18 protein-coding genes and 1 pseudogene are annotated in these 21,808 nt (G+C 58.4%); 5 read left to right on the top strand and 14 right to left on the bottom strand.

What is annotated here, in order from left to right; translation table 11 throughout:
• Positions 1–14 precede the first annotated feature (14 nt).
• The 3 genes from AC0L2A_RS15405 to AC0L2A_RS15395 all read right to left on the bottom strand — a co-directional run bounded on the left by AC0L2A_RS15405 (position 15) and on the right by AC0L2A_RS15395 (position 3,173).
• Positions 15–638 carry a methyltransferase family protein gene (locus AC0L2A_RS15405; protein WP_473609487.1) on the bottom strand — a complete coding sequence of 208 codons (624 nt, stop codon included), beginning with the start codon at positions 636–638 and terminating at the stop codon, positions 15–17.
• A 663-nt stretch (positions 639–1,301) separates the two neighbouring features.
• Positions 1,302–1,895 carry a phospholipid N-methyltransferase PmtA gene (gene pmtA / locus AC0L2A_RS15400; RefSeq protein WP_473609486.1) on the bottom strand — a complete coding sequence of 198 codons (594 nt, stop codon included), beginning with the start codon at positions 1,893–1,895 and terminating at the stop codon, positions 1,302–1,304.
• A gap of 741 nt (positions 1,896–2,636) precedes the next feature.
• Positions 2,637–3,173, bottom strand: coding sequence for a hypothetical protein (locus AC0L2A_RS15395; protein ID WP_473609485.1), 537 nt, complete (start codon positions 3,171–3,173; stop codon positions 2,637–2,639).
• A 105-nt stretch (positions 3,174–3,278) separates the two neighbouring features.
• Between AC0L2A_RS15395 and AC0L2A_RS15390 the strand changes: the two genes are divergently transcribed.
• Positions 3,279–4,046: an ABC transporter substrate-binding protein gene (locus tag AC0L2A_RS15390; RefSeq protein ID WP_473609483.1), complete on the top strand. Its 768-nt coding sequence runs from the start codon at positions 3,279–3,281 to the stop codon at positions 4,044–4,046.
• A gap of 651 nt (positions 4,047–4,697) precedes the next feature.
• On the opposite strand, the pseudogene AC0L2A_RS15385 reads toward AC0L2A_RS15390, so the two are convergent.
• The 11 genes and pseudogenes from AC0L2A_RS15385 to AC0L2A_RS15335 all read right to left on the bottom strand — a co-directional run.
• Positions 4,698–5,175, bottom strand: a pseudogene (locus AC0L2A_RS15385) (recombinase family protein); the annotation flags it as partial.
• Between the two features lie 101 nt (positions 5,176–5,276).
• A complete protein-coding gene (locus AC0L2A_RS15380) occupies positions 5,277–7,229 on the bottom strand; it encodes an acetoacetate--CoA ligase (RefSeq protein WP_473609482.1) in 1,953 nt (650 codons plus the stop codon).
• 256 nt (positions 7,230–7,485) lie between these two features.
• Positions 7,486–8,190, bottom strand: coding sequence for an ABC transporter ATP-binding protein (locus AC0L2A_RS15375; protein WP_473609481.1), 705 nt, complete (start codon positions 8,188–8,190; stop codon positions 7,486–7,488).
• A complete protein-coding gene (locus AC0L2A_RS15370) occupies positions 8,183–8,941 on the bottom strand; it encodes an ABC transporter ATP-binding protein (RefSeq protein ID WP_473494809.1) in 759 nt (252 codons plus the stop codon). The genes AC0L2A_RS15375 and AC0L2A_RS15370 overlap by 8 nt, the downstream gene beginning before the upstream one ends.
• Positions 8,934–9,866: a branched-chain amino acid ABC transporter permease gene (locus AC0L2A_RS15365; RefSeq protein WP_473609480.1), complete on the bottom strand. Its 933-nt coding sequence runs from the start codon at positions 9,864–9,866 to the stop codon at positions 8,934–8,936. Before AC0L2A_RS15365 ends, AC0L2A_RS15370 begins: the two co-directional genes overlap by 8 nt.
• Positions 9,866–10,729 (bottom strand): branched-chain amino acid ABC transporter permease, encoded by an 864-nt coding sequence (locus AC0L2A_RS15360; RefSeq protein ID WP_473609479.1) that lies wholly within the window; start codon positions 10,727–10,729, stop codon positions 9,866–9,868. The genes AC0L2A_RS15365 and AC0L2A_RS15360 overlap by 1 nt, the downstream gene beginning before the upstream one ends.
• Positions 10,730–10,796: 67 nt before the next feature.
• Positions 10,797–12,056 (bottom strand): ABC transporter substrate-binding protein, encoded by a 1,260-nt coding sequence (locus tag AC0L2A_RS15355; protein ID WP_473609478.1) that lies wholly within the window; start codon positions 12,054–12,056, stop codon positions 10,797–10,799.
• 35 nt (positions 12,057–12,091) lie between these two features.
• The gene (locus AC0L2A_RS15350; protein WP_473523689.1) at positions 12,092–12,868 is read right to left on the bottom strand and encodes an SDR family oxidoreductase; all 777 of its coding nucleotides are present in this window, start codon (positions 12,866–12,868) and stop codon (positions 12,092–12,094) included.
• On the bottom strand, positions 12,865–13,755 hold the full coding sequence (locus tag AC0L2A_RS15345; RefSeq protein WP_473609477.1) for a beta-keto acid cleavage family enzyme: 891 nt from the start codon (positions 13,753–13,755) through the stop codon (positions 12,865–12,867). The genes AC0L2A_RS15350 and AC0L2A_RS15345 overlap by 4 nt, the downstream gene beginning before the upstream one ends.
• Positions 13,752–15,506 carry a hydantoinase B/oxoprolinase family protein gene (locus tag AC0L2A_RS15340; RefSeq protein WP_473609476.1) on the bottom strand — a complete coding sequence of 585 codons (1,755 nt, stop codon included), beginning with the start codon at positions 15,504–15,506 and terminating at the stop codon, positions 13,752–13,754. Before AC0L2A_RS15340 ends, AC0L2A_RS15345 begins: the two co-directional genes overlap by 4 nt.
• Positions 15,506–17,515, bottom strand: coding sequence for a hydantoinase/oxoprolinase family protein (locus AC0L2A_RS15335; protein ID WP_473609474.1), 2,010 nt, complete (start codon positions 17,513–17,515; stop codon positions 15,506–15,508). The genes AC0L2A_RS15340 and AC0L2A_RS15335 overlap by 1 nt, the downstream gene beginning before the upstream one ends.
• A 172-nt stretch (positions 17,516–17,687) precedes the next feature.
• Here AC0L2A_RS15335 and AC0L2A_RS15330 point away from each other — a divergent pair, with 172 nt between their 5' ends.
• From AC0L2A_RS15330 to AC0L2A_RS15315, 4 genes are all read left to right on the top strand, one after another.
• Positions 17,688–18,404, top strand: coding sequence for a GntR family transcriptional regulator (locus AC0L2A_RS15330; RefSeq protein WP_473609473.1), 717 nt, complete (start codon positions 17,688–17,690; stop codon positions 18,402–18,404).
• A 431-nt stretch (positions 18,405–18,835) separates the two neighbouring features.
• A complete protein-coding gene (locus AC0L2A_RS15325; RefSeq protein WP_473494800.1) occupies positions 18,836–19,246 on the top strand; it encodes an acyl-CoA thioesterase in 411 nt (136 codons plus the stop codon).
• 758 nt (positions 19,247–20,004) lie between these two features.
• Entirely contained in the window at positions 20,005–20,760 is a 756-nt protein-coding gene (locus tag AC0L2A_RS15320) for a 4'-phosphopantetheinyl transferase family protein (RefSeq protein WP_473609472.1), read from the top strand.
• Positions 20,761–21,012: 252 nt separating this feature from the next.
• Positions 21,013–21,738, top strand: a complete 726-nt coding sequence (locus AC0L2A_RS15315; protein ID WP_473609470.1) for a GntR family transcriptional regulator — start codon at positions 21,013–21,015, stop codon at positions 21,736–21,738.
• Positions 21,739–21,808: the final 70 nt, after the last annotated feature.

Raw genomic sequence — 21,808 nt, 5'->3', positions numbered from 1 at the left:
CTCCGTCTTTAAGATCAGAACAGCCAAAAAAAGGTGGGCAGGTAGCCAGCTACCTGGAAATATTCGATGCCTTCGATGGCTGGAAAGATCGCCAGAAAATAGAGGGCATCGAAGAATGTGCTTCTTAATGCGTTCGTGGAGAACGTGTGCTGATGCTTGTCCTGATGCAGCCACGGCTTGGGCCAGAACCGCGGCGTTCTTGCCACATATGCTTCGAACTCCGAACCAAATTTGTCACGAAGAAACGTCTCTTCCTTTCGGGCAGTCATCCCGAAAACCGCATAGGTGCACCCCCCCAGAGCGGATGCAACGATGAGCGATCCGAACATGAGGCCGATGCCGAATGCTCCGATCGTCGAAAACAGATATAGGGGATTGCGAGTGATCGAGTACGGCCCGCTGACTGCCAACTCGCTGTTCTTCCGCCCCCCGACATAGAGGATGCTCCACAACCTCCCGAGTATGCAGACGAGGATCAGAACAAAACCGATCATCTCGATGACCTCGTGAAGGCTAGACGCTTCATCCCAACCGGGGCGAGAGAATAGCAGCGAGCCAATCGCCGCTATGCTCAAGGCCTGGACGACCAAAAGTCTCTTCCGCTGATTAAATGGTTGCGGGGCAATGGAAGCGGACATCATGGTTCCTTCGACAAAGGCTTTTTCGGGGGCTCGCGCCAGGCAGTGCATCCAATGTCGACCGATCTGTCAGAAATGTGACGCGCTGTCCCTTTTCCTGGCGGCGACTGCTCGGTTTCAATGGCAAGCTCGATAGCCGATTGCGGTAGGCCTGACCCTTGGCAGATCCCTATGTCGGCAGCCCTTTGGAACTTGCCGGAAATTAAGGTCTCGGTGGATAAACCCGCATGGCTTTTGCTGGCAGGAAGACCGATGCGCGGGCGTGGATGGATCAAGGCGTTGCGTCAGGACGAGGCTCGGCAGGTGCGTGCGCGCATTGCGGAACTGGAGCGCGACCTCATAGCGCCCACACCTCAAGGACGCCATCGACGTTTCGAAGCCGGACATGAACTTCGCAATGCGAAGTCCCGCCTGGCGCGTCTCGAGGAATGCATCTCCGGAAATACCGGAGAAACATCGGCGTTAGCGGGAAGCTTCGCCGCTCTCAATGCTTGTAGCCGAACATCATCTCTCTGCTGCGGTCAAATCGATCCTCAGAAAATGCGGAAGGGAAGGCGGTCCAGCCAGGGCCGCGAATGGCTGGCCACAGCACCAAGTTCAATCGGCTGTGCAGTCCTGTACAAGGATTCCGAAAGCCACCTGTCGCTCGCGTCCCCTGTGGTTTCACACTGCCCGTCGATAAGTCCAGAGTTGTGCGGGGGGAACATTGCGAACGACGAAATCATAGTGAGAAACGATGTAACGGTCGGGCATTTTGAGCACCGGTGACAGAAGACCGTAGGTGATTTGGATCACAGGTCGCCCGGCGGTGACTCGTGCAAGCAAATCCTCGAGCAGTGTGAGGCGCTGTTGCATCGGAAAGCTCAACATCGGCACTGCGCTTATGACACAATCGAACTTTTCCCGGCGCTCCCCCAGAATTTCTTCCAAGGCAAACGCATTGCCCAAGCGGAAATCCACTCCCGGAAAGCGTCGCACCAGGCCATCATAAAAATCCTTGGAATATTCGACCGAAGTCACCCGATGCGGTTGGATGCCTCTTTCCAGGATGGCCCTGGTGATGACACCCGTCCCGGCACCAAGCTCCAAAACCGGCAATTCAGAATGCGGGTTGACCACACTAGCCATGCGGCGCGCCGCGTGGATCGACGTGGGCATGAGTGCGCCCACGCCTTTCTTATCCTTCTGCCAACATTTGAAGAATTGCACTTCTTCCTCAAGTTTCTTGCCAAGTCGCTCTTTCAATCGAAAGACCATATCCGCTCCCTTCTCCCGATCCGCGTCGGAGCGACTTTTTGTCGAAGTTTCGCTATATAAACAAGCCTGATTCACAGGGATGATTGCCGCGCCGGAGGCGCGAAACGCCCGCGCCGGCTGGCACGCCCTTGTCCACCAGGATCACGTTTTTCTCGCTCAGATGCGCGCCAGTTCTTCCTGTATGGAAATCTCGGTCATGGCTCGCGAGCCCCTCTCGGCTCATCGAGCAGCCGTATCTCCGGCTGCACCATCAGCGCCCGCGGGACGCACACAGGTTCTCATCTGCTGCGCGTTTCGCCAGGCGCACAGCAGACAGCGAGGCCGCTACGGCCGCAAAAAACCCGCGACGGCGGCTCGATTCCGGGACCGGTCCGCCATTTTTGGCAGGTGATCCGTGCAAGTGCGTCGCTTGGATCACCCCAGCTATCTCGTGGCCGCCCCATTGCCAAACGTCCTCTTTTCAACCGGCCGAGCCTCCCAGTCGCCGGATCAATGATGACGATCCCCTCTGAATAGTTTTTTGGAGAGCCTGACGGTCTTCGCCGTCTTACCGTGGTTTCGGCTTGCCATGGCCTTACCTTCTCTGCCGCGCAGGCGGCACAGTGCTATGACTCTACCGTGCATTGGCCTTGGAAAATACGACGGCTGGACCACAATAATGAGGTTTAGGCTGAAGACTTTTCAGGGAAACCCTCAAAAAGGAAACAGCAGCTCTTCCGGTCTTTACGAGCCCGGCCGTTCCTATCGGCCGGTAATCATCGCAGGCCATAGTGCCTGTCCTTCGACGACCGGAGCCGAAGCCATTTTTCTGCTAGCAGCTTCACGCTGGGTCCTGTTCCAAGCCGAAGCTCGCTGGCATGGCGCATAGGGCATCAGGAACCGCTTTTGGCGACGACGTGAGTTGGCGCCGGCCAGAAACGCGACCTGCTCTGCAGAAAGCCGCCTGTTGTTGAGCGGCGCGTACTCCGAATGAGCATTCGAGGCGAACAGCGTTTCCTTTGAGTGGCAAAGAACAGCACCTGATACTTTATAGTCTCCCAAATCGCTGGACATACTAGCGCGAAATTCGGAGCCTTCCCAAAACTGGAGCAAGACGATGGTGTTAGCTGTGGAGAGATTTTCAAGAAGGAGATTTGGTGGGTTCGTGACCGCGTTCGCGGTAGGCTTGGTCGCTTCTTTCTCCCCCTCATTGCGCAGGCGGGTAGCCCGGACGCTGGCAAACTGCCGACCAACATCCCGGCGGGCACTGTCCTTCGTATCGGCGATCCCGAGACGCAAAGGGCGCTGGAATTATCGGGGCTGATCGATCAACTGCCGTTCGAGGTCGAATGGGCCAATATCAGCGGCGGCCCACAGACAATCGAAGCCTTTCGCGCCAACGCATTGGACGTCGGATCGGTTGCCGACATTCCGCCCATCCACGCGACCTGGACTGGGCTCAAGGTCAAGATCATTGCCGCGAAGTTCCGTAAGGAACCGGTTGCGCACCCGATCTATCAACTCGGCATTGCACCGGGAGTCGAGGTCAAGACGCTCGCGGATCTGCGCGAAAAACGGATTGCTTTCAGCCCCGGTCAGGCACAGGGCGCGCTGGTGTTGAGGGTCCTGCAGGCCGCCAGCCTGGAAAACGAGGATGTAGATCTCATCGAATTGCCCAGCAAAGGCGATGCCTATCCGGTGGCACTTTCCGGCAAGCAAGTCGACGTCGCGCCGATCTCGGGCGTCCTCATCAAGCGCTATCTGCGCCAGTATGGCGCCGACGGCGCTACCACCATCCCGCACGGCTTGCGCGATGATCCAGCCCATCTCTATGCCCCACAAGCCGTGCTTGAGGACCCGGCCAAAGCAGCCGCTCTCGGCGAATATGTGCGCTACTGGGCGCTAGCCGCCCGTTGGGTGGAAGAGCATCCCAAGGAGTGGATCGAGGGGTACTACGTCGCCACGCAGGGCCTCAACACAGAAGATGGCCAGTATCTGGTCGACGCTGATGGTCAGTTCGACATCCCCTCCGACTGGAACGACATGATCGTGCGCCAGCAGGCGACGATCGATCTCCTGGCCAAGGAGTTGAACAAGCCCGCGATCAAGGCCGAGGACCTGTTCGACAGGCGCTTCGAGGCGATCGCCACAAACGCGCTGAACGCCTCCTGACGCCTGCTTTCCGAGACCGGAGACGACACCGATGAACGCATTCTCCAACACCGCCGCAGTTGCCCCAAAATTCTGTAGAGATAAGGTACTTTGTTCTGATGTTTTCACGTCAGTGGGAAAAACGGCGCTGTTAGCCGCATGGCAAAGGGGGTGACGGTTTAGGAGCGGGATGCGGCGCCAAACGCACGCCGGATCAGCGGCGGCGCGCTTGCAGTTGGGAATTTAGCCGAGAAGGGGAGGGAAATCGGCGAAGCACAGCTGCAATCAACCAAGCGGCGACAGCCTCGCCAAGGTATCCCCCGCCTGTCGATTCGAAGCAGCTGTATGAAACGTTGCTTCAAACGCAAGAACTCGCGGGACGCGATGAAGTCCCTGGTCCTCGGCCTCTCGAAGGCCACAGTGATTTCTTCGTGGATGCGACCTGGCTGTGCCTGCATGACAATGATTCGATCCGAAAGCAGCAAGGCTTCGTCGATATCATGCGTAACGAAGACGATCGTCGTTCTGAACTGCTCCCAACCTCGAGCAGCAGTTCCGGATCCTGGGGTCGTTTGCGGGAGGGCGAAACGACAAGCACAGGTCCCTGACCCGCATGATCGTTTGCCTGCTAGTTTGGATTCCCGGGCAAGGGGCTTTGCATTGAGGCGGACGGGGCGGCCCGAGTGTCTTTTCTTCAGCCTTGGCGCGATCGAGGCCGGTCTGGGTGCGTTCGACGAGAAGATCCCGCTCGAACTGGGCGACAGCGTTGAGGACGTTCATCGTCATCTTACCGGCTGAGCTTGCCAGATCGACGCGGCCAAGTGCGAGACTGTGAACCTTCACGCCCATCTCCTCGAGCTGAGCGACGGTGGTGCTGACATCAATCGCGTTGCGACCGAGACGATCAAGCTTGGTGACGACCAGGACATCGCCATGCTCCAAACGATCGATCAGGCGGCGGAAGCCTGTCCGCTGGGCAATGGCAGTGCTGCCGGAGATGGTTTCGGAGACGATGCGACGGGATTCGACATGGAAGCCCGCCGACTGGATTTCCAAGATCTGGTTGTCAAACCGTCTGGCCGATGGTCGAGACGCGGGCATAGGCTTTGCAATCTGCAAAGTGAGATTGCTTCTGATAAGGAAACGGAATTCGTAGGCGGGCGCCACTCCGCTGCTACAACCCCCGTGGTTACCTTGCTTCGTGATGCCGAAATACATTCGAGTGGCCATGATGTTTGCGCCAGACCATTATTAATCACTGCAGAGTGCTTCCAGCCCGGAATAGAGCTCCAGCGCTTCCGGGTTGGCCAGCGCCTCCTTGGTCTTCACCGACCGTCCGTGGACGACTTCGCGCACGGCGAGCTCGACGATCTTGCCGGACTTGGTGCGCGGAATGTCGGCGACCTGGATCACTTTGGCCGGTACATGACGCGGTGACGCACCGATGCGGATCTTGGTCTTGATCTTCTTTTCGAGATCGGCGTCGAGCGTCAGGCCCGGTACCAAACGGACGAAGAGGATAACCCGGACGTCGTCGTCCCAGTCCTGGCCGATGCAGATGGCCTCGGCGACTTCATCGAGCTGTTCGACCTGGTTGTAGATCTCGGCGGTACCGATGCGCACGCCGCCGGGATTGAGGGTGGCATCCGAGCGGCCGTGGATGATCAGGCCGCCGTGTTCGGTCCATTCGGCGAAATCGCCCTGGCACCAGATATTATCAAAGCGCTCGAAATAAGCCGCGCGGTATTTGGCGCCATCAGGGTCGTTCCAGAAACCCACCGGCATGGAGGGGAAGGCTTTGGTGCAGACCAGTTCGCCCTTCTCGCCATGGACCGGTTTGCCTTCATCGTCCCAGATGTCGACTGCGAGGCCGAGGCCCGGCCCCTGGATCTCGCCCTTCCAGACCGGCTTGACCGGATTGCCGAGCACGAAGCAGGAGACGATGTCGGTGCCGCCGGAGATGGAGGCGAGCTGGACGTCCGGCTTGATGCCTTCATAGACGAATGAAAAACCTTCCGGCGAAAGCGGCGAGCCGGTGGAGGTGATCAGGCGCAAGTCGGAGAGATCGTGTGTCTTGAGCGGCTCGATGCCGCCCTTGCGCACCGCATCAATATACTTGGCCGAGGCGCCGAAGACGGCGAAGCGTTCCTCGGCTGCATAGTCCCACAGGATATTGCCCGAGGGCGCGAAGGGCGAGCCGTCGAACAGGCAGAGCGTGGCGCCGCTCGCCAGACCTGAGGCCAGCCAATTCCACATCATCCAGCCGCAGGTCGTGAAGTAGAAGAGGCGATCACCATCGCCGACGCCGGAATGGAAGCGGTGTTCCTTGAGGTGTTGAAGCAGCGTGCCGCCGGCCGAATGAATGATGCATTTCGGCACGCCGGTCGTGCCCGAGGAGAACAGGATATAGAGCGGGTGGGCGAACGGCAGCGGCTCGTATTCCACGGGCCTCGCGGTGAAGGGGATGATCGCGGCATCCATGGTGCGGCCATCGGCGAGCGATGCGGCCAGCGCTTCGGCGTCGCCGGCGTAACCCACAACCATGACGGGGCAGCCAAGCTTAGGCGCGACGTTCCGGGCCTTGCCGGAGACGTCCTGCAGCTTGCCGTTGTACCAATAGGCATCGCAGGTGATGAACAGCACCGGCTCGATCTGGCCGAAGCGGTCGAGCACGCCCTGCTCGCCGAAATCGGGCGAGCAAGACGACCAGATGGCACCGATCGAGGCGGTGGCCAGCATGCAGGCGATTGTCTCCGGCATGTTCGGCATCATGGCCGAGATACGGTCGCCCTTGCCTATGCCCATCGTGCGGAAGGCTTGCTGTAGCTTGGATACGGTGGAATGGAGCTGATCCCAGCTCCAGCGATAGCTCACCTTGTCCTCACCACGGAAGATCAGCGCGTCTTCCGGACCGTACTTGATCAGGAGGTTTTCGGCGAAGTTCAGGCTGGCGTCGGGGAAGAAGCGAGCGTGGAGCATAACATCGCCGTTGATGAGATCGCGTGGCCCGGGCTGTCCAATCACGCCGCAGTAATCCCAGACGGCAGACCAGAAAGTGCCGCATTCATCGATTGACCATTGATGAAACGCATCATGGTCGAGTAGATCAGCCTTGTAGGTACAGCTGCAGAATTCGCGAAACCTCGTGATTGCGCTCGTGCGGATCTGGTCTGCGCTGGGCTGGAATAAGGGTGAGTCGATCATCAACGAGTTCCTTTGAACCAAATATTATTGCGGCCGCGGTGTAGAGATCAGACCGATGCGTCGCAGGCGCCAAACACCACCAGACGTCGCTTAATGCCACCAGGTGCCTTCTCGGCGTTTACCCGAACAGATTAACGCCCGCGTCCCGACAACACGCGAGCGCCTTGATCACCAACCCGCCAGGATGAACAGAGGTTAGTCGCGCCGCGATAAGCGCGCAGCGCGGCCTCGACACACGTCCTGCATCTCGGGACAACTAGCCTAGGTAGGACGCGATAACGGCGGGATCGTCCCTTATCTCTGCTGCTGGCCCGGACAGTGCGACGCGCCCCTGCTCAACGACGTAGGCATGTTGTGCATACTCAAGCGCAAGCATGGCGTTCTGTTCGACGATCAGCACACCGATCCCGCATTCGCGCGAATAGTCGCTAATGGCCGAGATGAGCTGCTCTTCGACCATAGGGGCGAGGCCAATGGACGGCTCGTCAAGCAAAAGCATCTTCGGTTGCGCCATCAGGGCCCGGCCAAAGGCAAGCATCTGCTGTTCGCCGCCGCTCATTCGACCTGCTTGTTGTTTTTGACGGTTGGCGAGCACCGGAAAGAGCTCGAAAATCCGCTCCAGCGTGTTGCGCCGCCTTGTGGGATCAGGCCGAACGGTTGCGCCGAGCAAAAGGTTCTCTAGGACCGACAGTTTCGGAAAAAGCTCACGTCCCTCTGGCACAAGAGAGATGCCCTTGCGCACGATGTCATCTGGTGCAAGCCCATTGAGCTTTGCACCGTCCAATCGGATTTCGCCGGAGGCGAGTTTGACGAGACCGCAGATAGCATTCATCAGGGTCGTCTTTCCCGCGCCGTTGCTGCCGACGACCGCGGTCACTTGCTCAGTGCTGGCCGTAAAGCTCATCCCATTGAGCGCGCGGACGCCACCATATTCAAGTACGAGATCTTTCGCCTCAAGCATCACTATTCCTCTTCCGACCAAGATACGCCTTGATCACTTCAGGATGACGTCCGATTTCCTCAGGCGTTCCTTCCGCAATGACGCGGCCAAAATTCAAAACGGTGATCCTGTCACACAGACGCATCACCGATTTCATGTCGTGCTCGACGAGCAAAATCGAGATTCCATCTGCTCGCAGTTGTTCAACCCGTGTCGAGACTTCTGCCTTTTCGGTTGCATGCAGCCCTGCCAACGGTTCGTCCAGGAGCAGTATTCGAGGGCGGGTCGCCAGCGCGGTTGCGATGCTTAGTACGCGCCTCAAACCACCTGGAAGGTTCCCAGCAGGCTCATTGGCGCGTGATGCAAGCCCCATCCGCTCCAGTGCCTCGAACGCAGCAATATTGATCTTCGCGGTCTCTCCGGTCGGTATCCATCTCTTAGGGTTCCACGCTGACCCCTGTGCAGCTCGGACGCCGAGCGCCACGGCTTCAAGCAGGGTTCCTGAAGTGTAGACCCTCGTAAGCTGAAATGTTCGAACCAGGCCCAGCCTGGCAATACGATGCGAGGGGAACCCTTCGACGCGAACACCATCCAGGCTGACGTCACCGGCAGAAGGTTTCAAGCTTCCGCTTATTAAATTCATCGTCGTCGACTTGCCCGAGCCATTCGGCCCGATAAGGCCGCGGATTTCGCTCCGTCCGAGCTTGAGCGACACTCCATCTACCGCTTTCAAGCTGCCGAAGATCTTGCTTAAATTATTGATCTCAAGCATTTTTAGTCCTCCAGACCATGAGGCGGCCACGCGCCCATTGTCCGAAGAGTATTGCGATGATGACAAATACGCCCCAGATCATCGGGACGAATTCAGGGACAAATCTGAAGATTTCTTCGATCAGCGTAAGAAACAGCAGTCCGAGAATTGGACCGGAAAAACGGGTCGTGCCACCGATCACACAGGCCGCGACGACCTTGAACATCAGCATCGCATTTATATCCGATGGCGAGACGATGCCGTTGTAAGTGGCGAACAAACCGCCCGATATTCCGGCGCCGAATGAGCCAAGTATGAACGCCAAGGCGCGCAACGCCCAGGCATCGATCCCGATCGACGACGATAGTGCCTCGTCCTCGCCGACAGCCTTGATCTTCAAGCCGGCATCGGAGGCATCCAGTGACGCGTAGAAGATGCCCAACAAGACCAGCACAGCGGCCACCAGGCATAGGAACTCCAGCGTCGACGACGGATTAGGCAGGATTTCAGGCCGCTCGATAAAGGCGATGCCCGATGTGCCGCCAGTGATTTCCCGGAACTGAATGAAGCATTGGCGCAGTGCCTCTCCCGCCGCAAAGGTAGACAGGAAGAAGTAATATTGGCGGGTCCGAAGCACGGGGTAGGACAGCAGCCCTGCAAATAGCGCCGCGAACAATCCTCCTGCGACTATTGCCACCAGCACCGGCAGGTCGAATGGCGGCTTCGAAAGGATTGCAACGGAGTAGCCGCCGATCCCCATGATGGCGATATGAGCGAACGACCAACCTCCCATTGTCGTGATGGTGCGATACGACAGAACCAGGATGGAAGTCATGCCGAAAAGCACGAGGACACCAAGCATATAGTTACTGCCGACGAAGCCCCCGACGACAAGCGCGGCGCCCAGTGCGCACACGGTCATAAAATCGCGTCGGAACGCACTCATTATTCCTTCTCCCCGAACAGGCCAGATGGCTTAACACTCAGGACGAACAGCATGACGGCCGCACTCGTGAGAGCGAGAAAACGTCCGGCACCGAACTGAGACATGAGGGTATCGAGGACACCGAAAATAGCAGCGGCAGCAACCGCGCCCCAGATGTTGCCAATACCGCCAACGATGATGATGATGAACGCCTTCCATAGCGCACCCGCCCCCATGAAGGGAGAGATCTGGCTGATGGGACCCATGGCCGCACCGCATATGCCCGCGATCGATGATCCGAGGATGAGGGTAAGTCGGCCCACCTTCTCGGTTCGTATACCTTGCAAGAGGGCGCCACGCGGATTTTGAGCCACAGCGCGAATGCGCCGGCCTGCCTCGGACCTCATGAGGAATACCCACAGACCGGCTGCTAGCACGGCGGCCGCCCCAATGACGACGAGTCTCGATGCCGGAAGAATGGCGCCGCCGAAGTTCACGACGCCTCGCATCGGCGGGGCGATCGAAAGACCAACGGGCCCAAAGATTTGAACGACAATCGTCTGAATGACATACGACAACGCAAGCGTTGATATGAAAATCGCCAAAGGCTTGTCGCCGAGCGGCACGACCATGGTTCTGTGTAGCACCAGGCCGAGCAGCCCGGTCACCGCCGCCGCAACGATTGCACCGACGGCCCATGCGACTGGACCACCCACCTGGGGTGAGAGAGTCGAAATACAGAGATATGTTGCGTATGCGCCGATCATGAAGAATTCGCCATGGGCGAAATTAATGATTCGCATCACGCCGAAAACCAATGCCAGACCGAGGGCGAAGCAAAGGTAAAAGGACGTGAGCGATAGGCAATTCAGTAAGATTTGCATCGGGTCAATCACCTGAGAGAGGTCGGAGTGGCCGCGGCACGTCCGCGGCCACCTATGCCGATAAGCCTCACTTTGCCGAGACTTGACCGCCTTCAGAGAGTGCTGGCAGCGCTGCGTCTTTGTGAGCGTTCCACCAGGCAGCAACATCAACGACGGCGGTAACCTTTACACCACCCTTGTCGTCCGTCACGTAGACCGGGAGTGGAGTCATCAGCCAGTTGTTGGCACCGAAGATTTCCGATCCACCCCAGCGCGAAGGTCCGAAAAGCGGCTGATCCACGGTATCGCTTGCGAAAAGCGCGTCGCGCACGCCTGCGCCGGTGGGATCAGAGGACTTCTGAATCCCCGCCTCGATGGTTGTCATCGCTGCGTAGGCGACCGACGCGAGCGCCGACCATTCCTTCTCGCCGAACCTCTCGACGTAGGTCTTATAGAACGCCGACACGCGCGGGCTGAAGTTCGGCTCGGAAGCATCGACGACATAAGCGCTGAAGATCCGGCCAGCTACTTCTGCAGCCGGGACACGTTCCGTTACCAGGCCCATGGTCCAGCCTTCGCTGCCGTAGAGACCCTTGTAGCCCAACTGCTCCATCGCCTCGACGAACAGGGCCTGCTGTCCAGGTGTGAAGCCCAGCTCGACGATAAGGTCGGGATTGGATGCCATTACCGGCGTGGCCAGGCCGAGCATATCCGACGTTGATGCCGGATCGTAGGGCTGCGAGTAAACGATCTCGACGCGATCCAGGTAGGGAGCCAGGCCTGCCTTGTAATAAGCAAGCGCCGCCTGGCCGAAAGAGTGGTCTGCCGTTACGATTGCGACACGCTTGATCTCCGGCCGGCTCTCCAGGAGATGGCTGACAAGAAACATGTATGACGCCGGTGAGCCGGTGACCGAACCGATGAGGAACGGGTACTTCGGGCCGAGATAGCCGGCACCATAGCTTGTTGTCAGAACCTTGTTTTCGGTAGTGATCTCGGCGACCGCCTGGCGTGAAGCAGGTGTAAAGGTCTGGAGAATGAAGCTCACCTTGTCATCAAGAATTGCACGGCGGAAAGCGTTCAGCTCATCACCGGCTGTGTAGCAATTGTTGTCGTAGCCAGTTACCTCGATCTTATGCTTCTTGCCCGTTGCGTCGGCGATACCGCCGTTCGCGTTGAATTCTTCGGCCCAAAGCTGAACACCGCGAGTAATCGGAACGCCCCATTGAGCGCACTCGCCTGCCTGTGGTTGGACCACTCCAACTTTGATCGTATCTTCGGCGGCCGCTGAAGTTCCTAGAGCACCGGCAAGTGCGCCGGCGATCAGCAGTCTTGTAAGCACGTTCATTTCACTTCTCCCTGTGTTGAAGTTCCCCTATGTTTCTACCGGAGTATTTCGGTGTTACCGCACACACCCAATGACTGCCCCGAGATTGATCTGCCTGCATCGGACGCGACGAAAACCGCCAGATCCGCAATTTCCTCAGGTTCGATCATTCGACCCAGTGATATTGTCGCGACTTCCTCGGCCTCGATTTCAGCGAGCGGGCGTCCTGTAAGTTCTGCCCGGGCGGACATCACTCGCTCCATGCGCGGCCCACGGACGGACCCGGGAAGGATTGCGTTCACGCGGATGCCGAACTGGCCGACCTCCATCGCGAGCGATTGGGTAAGGCCGATCACGGCCCATTTGGCCGCCGCGTATGGCGTCCTCATCGGCATGCCGAGTCGTCCGGCCGCTGAGGACATGTTGAGGATAACCCCCGACCGCTGCGTCTTCATCCCGGCCATCACACCGCGAATGAACAAGAACTGGGCGGTGAGATTGACATCGACCGTTCGCGCCCACTCCTCGGGCGAGACGTCCTCGATCGCAAGCGTCGGACCGGCAATGCCGGCATTGTTGAAGAGGATGTCCACTCCGCCACCCAATCCCGCGAGCATCGACTGGAGAGCGGCTGGAACGCTGGCGGGGTCAGCCACATCGCATACGACTGCAGTGGCTTCGGGATATTCCGAGGAGAACGAGCTTACCGAAGCGGGATCAATGTCACAGACTGCGACCCGCGCACCGGCTTCAATCATTTTCTTCGCGACGACCCTACCGATACCGCTGGCACCGGCAGTGATGATTGCGCGCTTGCCAGAAAGAGGGCTCATGCTGCTGCTCCCAATCCAAGGCGATCGCGGGTCGCGGCGGATGACATAATCCGCACACCCATGCGTTCGACGATTTCGTGCGCGCGCTGCACAAGCGCGACGTTCGTCGCCGGAACAGCCCGTTCGAGCCAGATATTGTCTTCGAGACCGACACGCACGTTCCCACCAAGCAGAACAGCCTGGGCGACCATCGGCATCTGCATGCGGCCAACGCCGAATGCGGACCACACAACGTCGGCGCCGCGGGCTGCATCCGCCATGGCCTTCATTGCCGTCGTGGTGGCCGGAGCGCCCCAATTCACGCCTAGGCAAAATTGGATCATTGCAGGGCCGGCGAACACGCCTTCGCCGATGAGCTTCATGACAAAGTCAAGGTGGCCGAGATCGAATACCTCGAGCTCGGGCTTTACACCGTAACCCCGGATCAAAGCCGCACCTTCGCGAATTTGCTCGGGCGTGGAAATGTAGACCAGATTGCCTTCACCGACGTTGTATGAGCCGCAGTCAAGCGTGCAGACGTCGGGTCGCAGCGCCTCGACGTGGAGGAGCCGGGTCTTCTGGTTGACGAGATCTGTGCCAGCGACGGCCTTGGTCGGATACTCGGCGTCGAGAACGAGGTCGCCGCCCATGCCCGCCGTCATGTTGACGATGATGTCCTTGTTGCGGTTACGAACGCGCTCAAGCACTTCTGCATAAAGTTTGACATCGCGACTTCCGTCCGTCGTCTCCGGATCGCGAACATGGACATGGGCGATCGCGGCACCGGCTTCGGCGACGGCCAGAACGTCGGCGGCGATCTGTTCAGGCGTCACGGGGACATGCGGGTTCTTCTTGGGGCCTGCTCCGGCGCCGGTCACGGCACAGGTGATAAAGATTTCGTTGTTCATGCTTGTTGTCTCAGCTTGGAGGTTTCGTCTGAAAGAATTTCAAGAGTTTTGGGGTCGATCGCCACGCCGTAATCCCGGCGTGCGGCTTCCGCCGAAATGTAGCCGTCGATCACGTCTTCGCGGACACGCTCAGGATTACGGGAGCGCGCAACGCCCCAGCCGCCGCCACCTGTGGACAGGAATTCGAATGCTTCGTTCGGCCCGAATTTGTGGGATGACAGAAGCGGAGAGCGCCAGGTGCCATCCGGCCTCGGGCCACCGATGATCTCGCGGCGTCCATCGCCATATTCCTGCACCAGCACCTGAACGGGACTCATGCTGCCGCCGTTTACGCCGGGGCTTCCCTCGATGGTTCTGGATGTCTCGATCGAAAGCTCGCCGCCATTGAGAAAGCGGAACTTGAACCGCGCGCCCAGACCGCCCCGGTTTTCGCCCGGGCCGCCTGAATCCTGGCGAAGGTCGAAGGCTTCGACGACGACCGGGTAGAGCAGTTCGGCCGCTTCCGCTGGCATGTTGGTGCAGTTGCCCAACGGATCCAGCGTCACGTTCAGCCCATCATTGTATGGCGTTCCGCCCCAGCCGCCCGCCGGGATGTCCGAGAAGACATCAATGCGCCCGCCGGCACCGCGAACCGCAGCAACGAACCAGTTTGCATCGGCGCATGTAGGAGCGATCGCAAGATCGGGGATGGCCTTTGCCACGGCCTGCCAGATCGCGCTCTGTACTTTTCCGGACGTTACGGTGGTGCAGCCGACGACAGGAGCGGGCCAGCGCGCATTAAGCCAGCAGTCATCCGGAAGGCTCAATGTGATTGGCGCAAACATGCCTGCATTCGGCGGCGCGTCGGGCGCCAGGAAGAACTGCAGAGCGGTGTATACGGCGGCGGTCGTGTTCGCGAAGGGCGAATTGATCGCGCCGGCAACCTGGGGATCGCTTCCCGCGAAATCCACGTGCAGGTTTGAGCCCGAGACGGTCAGCTTGACCCGCGCCCAGACCTTGGCATCGGTGATGCCATCGGAATCCGCGTAGTCGGCGCCTTCGTAGACACCATCCGGTATCTTTTCGATTTCTGCGCGAACGATCCGTTCGGTGTAGCGGATCATGTCGTCCATTCCCTGGAGCAGGGTCGCGCGGCCGTATTTGCGCGCGGTAGCCTGGAGTTCATCCTCGGCAGCCAGCAGAGCGCCCATATGGGCTTGCAGGTCGCCGCGGATGTAATGCGGCGTGCGCGTGTTTCGCAGCAGGATTTCGAGAAGGTCCGGATCGACCTCATAGTTGCGATAGAGCTTCAGTGGGGGAAGCCGAAGCCCTTCACCGGCGACGTGCGTTCCAAAGCCCTGGCCACCGGGGCCGCCACCCCCAAGATCCATCCAGTGACCGCGGCTTACCGCGAAACCGATAAGCTTGTCTTCATGGAAGACAGGCATGGTCAGCGTCACATCGTTGATGTGGGTGCCGCCGTCATAGGGGTCATTCAGCACCACCACATCACCCGGCCGAAGCGTCTCGATGCCGAACTTCCGCGCCACGGCCTGGACGCTGAAATGCATCGCCGCCAGATGAACGGGGCAGTTTGCAGTCTGACCGACCAGACGCAGCGCGGGGTCATAGATCGCGTTCGAAAAGTCGAGATTTTCCGAAAGGATCGGCGAGAAGGATGACTTCTGCAGAATCACCGTCATGCGGCGGCAAACATGCTCGAACGTGTTGCGAAGCACTTCGAACGTGATTGGGTCGATTGAGGTAACCATTATGACCTCTCCAAGATGCAGTTGCGGGCGGAGTCAAAGCGTGCCACCCAACCCGGTGGAATGACGATGCTGGTGTGCGGATCTTCAATGAGAGCGGGGCCGCTGACCTCGACCGCGCCGGCGGCGTCGTGAACCGGGCTGTCGGTCCAGCCGCCAAACCAGACCTTGCGTTCAGCCTGACGTGGCGAGCCGATCGCGGAACTCGTACTAGATTGCAGAATGCCAGCGGGTGATGGCGCTTCCGCCGTGACTGCCAGTGCGACAATCTCCACGGGGAAATCGTCCGACCGGACACCGAACTCTCTCTTGTGCGCACCGTGGAAGGCCTCAGCCAGGCGATCGAGGTCGCGTCGCTCGATAGCACCCCGGTCCTGCACGACGTCCACTTCGAAAGTCTGACCCGCATACCGCATGCGCATAACGAAGCTAACCTGCACGCCGTCTGCGCTGGCGCCCTGCCCAAGAAGGGCTTCGACGGCTGCATCACCCAGGTTCTTCAAGCGGAGGCCGATTTCGTCGAGCTCCTTGGCGACGAGCGGGGCGTAGTAGAAAACTTCTTCGTCGTGCTTGATTGCCAGTCGCAGCGCTCCATAAGCAGAGGCAACACCGGAGTATCTGGGGACGATGACCGTCGGCGTGCCGAGCGCCTCGGCGACTGCGCACGCGTGCAGCGGTCCTGCTCCGCCAAAACTCGCAAGCGCGAAATCGCGAGGGTCTCGGCCGCGAGATGCAAGGACAAGCTTGACGGCTTGTGCCATAGCCTCGGTCGCGATCCGCAGCATGCCTTCGGCACATTCCTCGATGCTAAGTTTCAACTGAGACGAAACGGTCTCTACGGCTGCGCGAGCCGCTGCGACGTCCAGTTTAAATTTACCCGAAAGATCCGGGCTAATCCTGCCGAGCACCAGATTTGCATCCGTGATCGTCGGCCGCGTTCCACCTCGCCCATAGCAGGCAGGCCCGGGAACCGAACTTGCGGACATGGGGCCGACGCGGAGTGAGCCACCGCTGTCGATCCAGCCGATCGAACCCCCGCCGGCGCCGATTGAACGGATGTCGAGCATCGGCACTGCGACCGGAATGTCGAACTCAATTTCATATTCGCGGGTGATGAGGCCCTCACCATCCTCGACGATGGATGCGTCGAAGCTTGTTCCGCCCATATCGGTGTGAATGATGTTTACCGAGCTGGCCGTACGTGCGATTTCGGACGCATATCCGACGCCGCCTGCAGGCCCCGACTCCACCAGTTCCTCGACACGGAGACGCGCCTGGTTGACGGACATCATCCCGCCATTGCTTTTCAGGATCATGAGATTGCCGGTAAACTCCGCTTCACGGAGCCGGGCCTCAAGACGCTCAAAATAGTCGGCCATCACCGGCAGGATCGTGGCTCTCACTGAAGCCAACGTGAAGCGCGTGTGCTCTCGGAACACCGGCTTGACATCCGCCGAAGGAATTGCCCGCACGCCGGGCAATGCGGCTGTGATGATTTCGGCGACCTTGCGCTCGTTTGCCGGGTTCGCGTAGGAGTTGATCAGGCAGATAGCCACGGATTTGATGCCGGCTGCAGCGATGGCCTCGATAATGGGCTGAAGCTCTGCAGCATCAATCTCCTTCTCAACCTTCCCGAACGCAGTGGTTCTTTCGTTGATCGTGTAGCGATGCCGACGACGGATCAGGGGCTTAGGCTTGGTTTGATAGGGCCGATAAAGATGTTCGCGGTGCATTCGGCCGATTTCGAGCACGTCGCGAAAGCCCTCCGTGGTGATCATCGCAGCATCCGGGAAGGTGCGCTCGATCAGTGCGTTGGTCGCCGTCGTGGTGCCGTGGACAAGCAGCTCAATCTGGTTCGGTGCGATGCTGGCGTTTGCAATGACGTTCAAGACGCCACGCGACCTTTCCTCAGGGGTCGTCAGAACTTTACCGGTTCGCTCTTCGCCGGTCGCACTGTTGACCGCGAAGAGGTCCGTGAAAGTTCCTCCCACATCGATACCAACGTTCCACATACCAGTTACCCTTTTATTGATCGTTGATCAAAGAATTGCCGGCAAAACAGATTTGTGTCAACCCCCATGTCGACGCGATATCCACCACACAGAGCCTAACCATTTTTGATCGTTGATCAAATAAATTATTTTCGCTATGCTCACATCCGTGTCAGGCAGATCAGGAGTGAAAATGCCAGCGACCAAATTTCCCGTGCTTCGGCCGCGGCCAAGAAACTCAGATTTGGAACATGTTTATGCGGAGCTAACTCGTTCAATCATGATGGCCGAGTTTGCACCTGGTCAGAAGTTGAAGCTCGACGACTTGGCCACCGCATTCGGCACAAGTCATATGCCGGTTCGAGAGGCCCTCAATAGACTTGTCATGGCTCGCGCGCTGCAGTCCGAAACGAGGCGAACTCCCTTCATTCCCGAAGCCAGCGTTGGGCGCCTTCGCAATCTACTTACCCTTCGAACAGATCTTGAAGGCAAGGCGGTGGCGATGACGGTCGAACGCGGCGAGAACGGGCTTGCCGATCAGCTGGCCCAAATAAATTCCCGGATGGATATTGAAGCGAAGCGTGGCGCATTAGGAACGCGGACGTATTTACAACTAAATCACAAGTTTCATTTTTCGCTGTATGAACGATGCGGAAATCCTGAACTTGTGAATCTTATTGAATTACTTTGGATGCGTTATGGGCCGTTGTTGAGCCTGTTGAAGGCGACTCCAATGTCGTTTTCAGGGCATCGGCATCACGCAGACATAATTGCCGCCGTGAGATCGGGCGACAGCACTACAGCTGTTCAGAGCCTGGTCGCCGACCTGCAGGAAGCTGGAGACGCTATCGCGACAGCTTTGTCTACAAAAATACACAAAGCGCACAGCTCTAGCTCGAGCGCACCATGACACTGGAACCGCAATTCCTGGGCTGCGCATTGATTCCAAATGGACGAAACGAAGATGGCAGAATTGGAAAACGACCCGCGCGTTGCGAGGGCGGTGCTTGGTGGTGAATGATATGGATCGAAGCTGGTAGCGAGCGACCCGCGACCTCCGCGTCGGGCGACTCTAAGTGCGGGGCCCAGGCATTCCGATGCGCGCCGTCGCTCATTTGGCCTCGCGAGGTTCCGTTCACGCTGCCTGCTGCCGCTGTTTCGGTTGGGCATTGCTTCTCGGGTAACTCGGAGCAGTAGCTCCAGAAGGGAGAGTGGGCGCGATTCAAACTGAAACTAGCGTCTTCGCGGCCCATAGCCAATACAGCTGTGCCGAAGTGAATACCCAAGCATGGGTTATCCCGACGATGCGACACTTTCCGCCAACTCTTAGTGAGGTATATTTTGGCTGACGAGATCGATAGTTTTATTGGCGTCGCGCAGCCATGGATGTGCGACGAGTTTGGTCATATGAACCGCCGATTTTACGCGGCCATGTTTGACGACGCTACATTGGTCGTGCTGCGGTTCTTGGATGTTGATGACCGCCAAGACTCCCTTGGATGGGCGGATGTCAGGACCGAGACCGATTTTCGCGCAGAGGTAAGTGCGGGGACCATTCTTAAAATCCGATCCTCCGTCACAAAGATCGGCAAAAGTTCGCTTACCATCCGGCATGTCATGGTGAATTCGTCCAACGGTGAGACCGCTGCCGTGGAGAGCTGCGTATCAGTTCGATTCGACCTTCAACAGCGCAGGTCAAGCGAGCTCGGTAGGGCAGTTATCGCGCGAGCAGAGTCGGTATTTGCCGCTTAGTCGGCTACGCTGCGCAAAAAAATAACGGTCTGGCCCCGACGTCCAGCGTCTCTACTGCAAATTGGTTGGTTCAAACTATCCTCAATGTCATAAAATTTGCATTTCATGACATTACTCGATCAAGCGTGGCGCGCCAGTCCTCGACCGGGTTCGCTCGTCCCAATCCGGGTCGTAGATCAGCGGATCCCGCTCGGGCACCGCTTCCGATCGAGGTAGCCGTTCGACTACCACACCTTCGAGGACCGCATTCGAGCGCGGATGCAAGGCGTCGATCGCCGCGAACTCTTCGGGCAGCGGATCCGGCTCGTCGCCTCGATTGGCTCATCGGGGTCCAACTCCGGCGCGGATGTCCCCACGCCGGCACCATCGACGCCGCCTGCGAGGCTTGGCAGAAGCTGATCGCCCAACCCGAAACAATCACATCAATCGGAATGCGAAAGTGGGCTCACGTCGGTCGAGCTTCATGACCGTTGGTATAAATCCCCAACAGGACGCGCAACTTATCCAGCATCATCCGTCCGTTCATCCGATTGTTCGCCCCCTTGCAAACCCTACCCAGCCAACTCGGTGCTTGGAAGACCCACCACACTCCCGTCCTGGCCGGGGCGCATCCTGCGAATGGCGCAAGCCCTCAGCTTCGCCACCTAAACGTATAACTCTAGCTTAATGAATTCGTAGTATAAATTAACAAACTCAAACTCGTTCCCCAGAAAATATCATGATAGAAATGCGACCTAGGTTAGGGGAGGCGACGGGATATGACCGCTTTTGCCGATCTCGAACTTATCGCTCTATCTTCTCGTTCACGTGGATTTTTCACCGATGTTGAGTTACATATTCCCGGGCTCCCCAATGCGATCTTGGTGCGCGGCAGGTTTGATCTCGAGAGCTATACGGATGACCTGTTCAACCTGCTGGCGTTGCACTGCCCTGCCAGTCTGTCCGCAGCGGTGGCCATACGCCGTGCTGAGTTTTTAGCCGGGCGAGCGATGGCACACGCGGCATTGCGGGCGCTGGGTCAAGCCGCTACTGAGATTCCAATCGGCCTAGGCGGGGCTCCACTCTGGCCTTCCTCTTCCGCTGGGTCGATAAGCCATACGCGTGGGCATTGCGCTTGTTTCGCCATCGCCAATGCGAACTGGCGAGCAGGTGTCGACGTTGAGGCGCTGGCCAGCGGTCATGCTCTGGATGCGATCCTAAACATGACCACCAATGAGGATGAGCGCGCCTTGATCGCTCGACAAGTGGTCCTCTCTCCAGACTGGCTGGCGAGCCTAGTTTTTTCGGCCAAAGAGACACTTTTCAAAGCGCTCTATCCTGTGGCAAGGCGCTTTTTCGGATTCGACTGTGCAGAGTTACGAACGACGCCTCGAAACGGGCAACTACGACTGCATCTGACAAAAACTATCTGTCCAGAATTGCTCGAGGGCCAGCACTATGACATTCGCTTTAGCATCGCTGCTGGCCATGTGTTGACCTGGTTGGCAGTAACACCCCAGCATATGTCAATGTAGCGGCTCCTGGCGGATACATCGTTAAGGCTGCCGAAGCTTCGGAACCAGGGCGCTGGAGATGGCGGCTGGCCCTGGGTCGTCGTGGCCGGAAATCTCGGCGGCAGGTGCCCTGCCAAGTGGTTTGCGATGCGCGCACTTCGGGCGTGGACCAGCGGATCAGGGCTCGGGTGGGCTGGTGCCCCGCCGTTTTCATGCAGCGCGTGAGACGTGTTCACAGGGCGTTCGAGGCACCGGTTTTGGAGATCATGCCAAATGGCGACAAAAGGCTCGAAGTACGAAATACCACCATTGAAGGCTTCCCCAAGTTCGACGATTGAGCATGTCTATGCCGAACTGAAGGACGCACTGATGTCCGGGGAATTTTCGCCCGGGCAGCCGATGCGTCTCAAGGAACTGGCTGTCGCATTCGGCACCAGCCATATGCCAATCCGCGAGTCGCTCAACCGGCTTAGCGGCATCGACATACTCGAACGGGCGCCGCGTCAGTCCGCACGCGTTCCAATGATCACTGCTGAAGGCCTCCGCGATCTTCTGGAAGTGCGCCTTCTGAATGAACGGCAGGCCATAGTCTGGGGTGTGAAGAAATCTGCCGGGAAGAGCCTAAACTATCTCAGAGAAATCAATGAGAAGATGGAACTGCTCAATATGGAGAAGAACGCTGACGTAAAAAAGTATCTGAAGCTCAATCAACTGTTTCATTTCGCAGTTTACAATCTCTCTGAAAACAAGGTCTTGATGAACACAATCGAGGCGCATTGGCTACAGGCGGGCCGAGTCCTCGGCCTCAGGCGAAATGAAACGAGCGTTGTTCCGGGCCACCATAATCATCGCGAAATCATTGACCAGTTGGAGAAGGGCAATGGCTTGGCAGCCGCCGACGCCCTCGAACGCAACATCATGGAAGCGCATGAGCAGATTTTTGCGATTCTTGAAAAGTCCGACCTGACAGATCGTGCGGGAAATCGGGTCCCTGCCTAGGAACGCGGAATTGTGCCCCAGGATGGCAACAAGCTTGTATCCTTTGCCCATATGTAGCGCCAGGAGACCC

The organism is Mesorhizobium sp. WSM4844, assembly GCF_055811775.1.
Note: the sequence above shows the minus strand (reverse complement) of the source record. Positions and strands in the feature narration are given on the sequence as shown.